Origin of the sequence: Microbacterium resistens NBRC 103078 (assembly GCF_001552355.1) — a bacterium.
Lineage (GTDB): Bacteria > Actinomycetota > Actinomycetes > Actinomycetales > Microbacteriaceae > Microbacterium > Microbacterium resistens.
In genome coordinates this window covers 1-4,256 of record NZ_BCRA01000182.1, presented here as the reverse complement: position 1 = coordinate 4,256, position 4,256 = coordinate 1, and the positions used below count along the sequence as shown (strand labels likewise).

The window sequence follows — 4,256 nt, the reverse complement described above, 5'->3', positions numbered from 1 at the left end:
GCGCCGGCGGCGCGCCGTAGGGCGGCGGGCCGCCCGGGGTCTGCGGAGGCGCGGGCGGCTCCGAGGGCTTGCCCGCATCGATCCACCGCGTGTGGGACTTCAGCGCATGCAGGACGGCGAACCGGACGGCGAGGTAGACGGTGCCGCCGAGGATCACGATCGTGAGGAGCCAGAAGAGCAGCATGCCGACGGCCGGGAAGCCTCCGTAGAACATCATCGGCCCTGCAGGCGGGCGATCCAGGCCTCCACCTCGGCGGAGGTGCGCGGGATCCCGGCGGAGAGGTTCACCGGCCCCTCCTCGGTCATGAGGATGTCGTCCTCGATGCGCACGCCGATCCCGCGGAGCTCCTCGGGAACGGTCAGGTCGTCGATCTGGAAGTAGAGGCCGGGCTCGATCGTGAACACCATCCCCGGCTCGATGATCCCGTCGTAGTACATCTCCCGCCGCGCCTGGGCGCAGTCGTGCACGTCGATGCCGAGGTGGTGGCTCGTGCCGTGCACCATGTACCGGCGGTGCTGTCCGCCCCGGTCCGCGTCCAGCGCCTCGTCCGCGGACACCGGCAGCAGGCCCCACTCCGCCGTGCGGCGGGCGATCACGCGCATGGCGGCCTCGTGCACGGTGCGGAACGGGACGCCGACCCGGGCGGCGGCGAAGGCAGCGTCGGCGGCCTCGACCACCGCGTCGTAGACCCGCCGCTGCACCTCGCTGAAGGTGCCGGAGACCGGAAGCGTCCGGGTGATGTCGGCGGTGTAGAGGCTGTCGGCCTCGACACCGGCGTCGATGAGGATCAGGTCCCCGGGGACGACGGCGCCGTCGTTGCGGGTCCAGTGCAGATAGCAGGCGTGCGGGCCGGACGCCGCGATGGTGTCGTAGCCCTCCCAGTTGCCGTCGCTGCGGGCGCGCTGGTGGAACACGCCCTCGACGATCCGTTCGCCGCGGCTGTGCGCGATGGCGCGGGGGAGGTCCCGGACGATGTCGTCGAAGCCGTCGGCGGTGATGGCCACCGCGCGACGCATCTCGGCGACCTCGTACTCGTCCTTGACGAGGCGCAGCTCCGAGACGACGCGGGTGAGGTCGGGGTCGGCGTCGACGACGAGATCGTCGTCGCCCGGGGCGAACTGCTCCAGGTGCGCGGTCGGGATGTCGAGATCCGCCGCCACGCCCGCCAGCGACGGGCGCGGCCCGATCCAGAACTCGCCGATCGTGGCGTCCGAGTAGAACTCGGCGGTCGTGCGGTCGGCGCGCTCCCGGAAGTAGAGGGTGGCGGTGTGGCCCTCGGCGGTCGGGTCCAGCACGAGCACCGAGTCGGGCTCGGCGTCCGCGGCCCAGCCCGTCAGGTGGGCGAAGGCGGAGTGCGCGCGGAACGGATAGTCGGTGTCGTTGCTGCGCTGCTTGAGCGACCCCGCCGGGATCACCAGCCGCTTGCCGGGGAACGCGGCGGAGACCTTCGCACGGCGCGCGGCGGCGAACGACGCCTGCGCGCGGGGAGCGGGCAGCGACTCGGGACGATCCGCCCAGCCCGTGGAGATCGTGTCCAGGAAGCCCTGGGGGAAGGGCTGGCGGCGGTTGGTCTTCTCCGTGGCCTCGCCGGCGTCGTCGCGGGTCTCGGCGATCGTGTCGCGCTCTGCAGTGCTCATGGGTCCATCCTCTCACCGGGCCGCGTCCCGGGTGCGATCCGGCGGATCCGCGCGGGTAGTCTGGCGAGGACATGACCGCCGACACCTCTGCACCGACCCGCTGGCTCTCCGCCGCCGGCATCGACGTCGTCCTCGTCCTCGTGTTCGCCGCGATCGGGCGCGCCAGCCATGAACGGGGGCTGACACCGCTCGGCGTCGTGGAGACCGCCTGGCCGTTCCTCGTGGGGCTGGCGCTCGGCTGGCTCGTGCTGGTGGCGTGGCGGGCGCCCCGTGCGGTGCTGCGGACGGGGCTGCCGCTGGCGGTGATCGCCGTCGCGGGCGGCATGCTCCTGCGCCTCGCGACGGGTGCGGGCACGGCCCTGCCGTTCGTCGTCGTCGCGACGGCGACGCTGCTGCTGTTCCTCGTCGGGTGGCGACTGGTCGCCGCGCTGATCGCCCGCCGCTCGCGCCGGGACGTCTGAGCGGCCCCGACGCCGGGGCTACGGCGCCACGGGCTCCAGCTGAGTGATCAGGGCCCGGTGATCGCTCCCGCCCGCCGCGGGCAGCACCTGCGATCCGCTCGGTCGCCACTGGTCGGTCGCCATGACGTGGTCGATCGGCGCGCCGACGAGCTCGGGCACGAAGGTCGGCCACGTGCCCAGCGCACCGGCGCCGGTCCGGGCAGCGGCATCACGGCAGGCGCCGAGGTCTCCGCCGTCGACGCCGAGGCCGGCCATGTGGTCGATCGTCGCGTTGAAGTCGCCGGCGAGGATGACGTTGCCGCCCGGGCACTGGTCCGCGACCCAGCGCAGGTCCTCGCGCCATCCGTCCATGTCCTCCGGGCGAGGGGCCACGGTGTGCACCGCGACGACGGTGGGCCCGTCGCCGTCCACCGGCATCACGACGACGCTCGGCACCGAGCCGGTGTTGCTGGTGCCGTCCGCGGCCGATTCGACGACGGCGTAGTCGCCGAGGTCCGGGGAGATCAGGATCGTCGTCTGCCAGGAGTCGGGACCCTGCTCCACCTCGGGGCGGAACTGGACGTGGTGCACCCACATCGGGTGCCCCTGCTCGCGCAGCATGATCGCGATCTGCTCGCCCACGTCCTCGGTGGTCTCGGGGAGCGCCACGATGTCGGCGCCCTGTCCGACCACGGTCCGGGCGATCTCCTCCGCCGGGACCGCCTCGCCGGCTGTGTTCCAGGCCAGCACACGGACGCTGCTGCCGGTCTTCTCGGGGAGCGCCGCCGGCGCGAAGCCGCGGACCGCTCCGATCGCCGCCGACGCGCCGGCGCCCAGCAGCGCCACGATCGCGAGGGACGCCGCGAAGCCACGGAGGGGCCGGGCGATGGCGAGCAGCAGTGCCAGCACGACCACGCCGAGGAAGGCCGCGGCGAGGAGGCCGCGGGAGGCGACCATCTGGGTCACGGGGAAGGTCTGCTCGAGGCGGAAGAACTGCGGCCACGTCAGAACGGCCGTCAGCATCGCGAAGAGCACGGTGACGAGGATCCCCAGGAGTCGGAACATCGCGTCGAGCCTACGGGAGCCGCCTGGGAGCGGACTGGTGCGCGGCGGGCGCGCCGCTGGCCGTCGGCGCTCGCTACGCTCGGAGCATGACGGATGTTGCGGCGCCCGGCGGGCCCCGGTTCCAGGGCCCCGGCGACCTGCACCTGCATTCGAACCGCTCGGACGGGACCGAGCCGCCCGCGACCGTCGTCGCGCAGGCGCACGCTCACGGCGTCCGCACGATCGCGCTCACCGACCACGACACGACCGCGGGCTGGGACGAGGCGCGGGCCGAGGCGGTCCGGCTCGGCATGACGTTCCTCCCGGGGATGGAGCTGTCCACGCGAGACGGCTGGCGCAGCATCCACGTCCTGGCGTACCTGTTCGATCCCGCGTCGCCGGCCCTGGCGGCGGAGATGCAGCGCATCCGGGACGACCGCGTCGGCCGGGCCGAGCGGATCGTCCGCAACATCGGCCGCGACTACCCGATCACCTGGGCCGACGTGCTCGCCCAGACCTCCGGCGACGCGACGGTGGGCAGACCGCACATCGCGGACGCCCTCGTCGCGCGGGGGATCGCCGTGGACCGCACGGCGGCGTTCGACGGCATCCTCCACCCGCGGGAGGGCTACTACGAGGGGCATTACGCCCCGGATCCCGTCCGCGCCGTGCGCCTGATCACGCGGGCGGGGGGAGTGGCGGTGGTGGCTCACCCCGCCCCGTCCGGGCGCAGCCAGATGGTGCCGGTCCCGCTGCTGGAGGAGCTCATCGCGGCCGGTCTCGGAGGACTGGAGATCGGGCACCGCGAGAACACCCCGTCGGGCAAGCGCGTGCTGCGCGACCTCGCACGGGCGCACGACCTCATCGTCACCGGATCCAGCGACTACCACGGCCACGGCAAGCCGAACCGGCCCGGTGAGAACACGACCTCGGACGACATGGTCCGGCGCATCCTGGAGCGCGGCACGGGATCCCCGCCGTCCTTCCCCGCCTGACCTCTCGGCGCGCGAGCGCCGTTTCGGGGCGCGAGCTGGGGAGGAAACACCCCGGGGCGCGCCCCGAACGACCGACTGCCGCCCCGAAACGGCTCGGGGCCTCAGGCGCCGGACGGGGCGGCGCCTCCGGACCGGCGGC

At 73.7% G+C, this 4,256-nt stretch carries 5 protein-coding genes; 2 read left to right on the top strand and 3 right to left on the bottom strand.

Features of this window, described 5'->3' with window-relative positions:
* Together MR1_RS18620 and MR1_RS18615 are read right to left on the bottom strand one after the other, a co-directional pair.
* Positions 1 to 217, bottom strand: a 217-nt coding sequence (locus MR1_RS18620; protein ID WP_217996253.1) for a hypothetical protein, incomplete at its 3' end; no start/stop codon positions are given.
* A complete protein-coding gene (locus tag MR1_RS18615; protein ID WP_067250647.1) occupies positions 214 to 1,638 on the bottom strand; it encodes an aminopeptidase P family protein in 1,425 nt (474 codons plus the stop codon). The genes MR1_RS18620 and MR1_RS18615, both read right to left, overlap by 4 nt.
* A 71-nt stretch (positions 1,639 to 1,709) precedes the next feature.
* Between MR1_RS18615 and MR1_RS18610 the strand changes: the two genes are divergently transcribed.
* The gene (locus MR1_RS18610) at positions 1,710 to 2,099 is read left to right on the top strand and encodes a DUF3054 domain-containing protein (protein ID WP_067250643.1); all 390 of its coding nucleotides are present in this window, start codon (positions 1,710 to 1,712) and stop codon (positions 2,097 to 2,099) included.
* Between the two features lie 18 nt (positions 2,100 to 2,117).
* Here MR1_RS18610 and MR1_RS18605 read toward each other — a convergent pair whose 3' ends face one another.
* Positions 2,118 to 3,143, bottom strand: coding sequence for an endonuclease/exonuclease/phosphatase family protein (locus MR1_RS18605; RefSeq protein ID WP_067250640.1), 1,026 nt, complete (start codon positions 3,141 to 3,143; stop codon positions 2,118 to 2,120).
* A gap of 86 nt (positions 3,144 to 3,229) precedes the next feature.
* On the opposite strand from MR1_RS18605, the gene MR1_RS18600 reads away from it, so the two are divergent.
* Positions 3,230 to 4,117, top strand: coding sequence for a PHP domain-containing protein (locus MR1_RS18600; RefSeq protein WP_067250637.1), 888 nt, complete (start codon positions 3,230 to 3,232; stop codon positions 4,115 to 4,117).
* Positions 4,118 to 4,256: the final 139 nt, after the last annotated feature.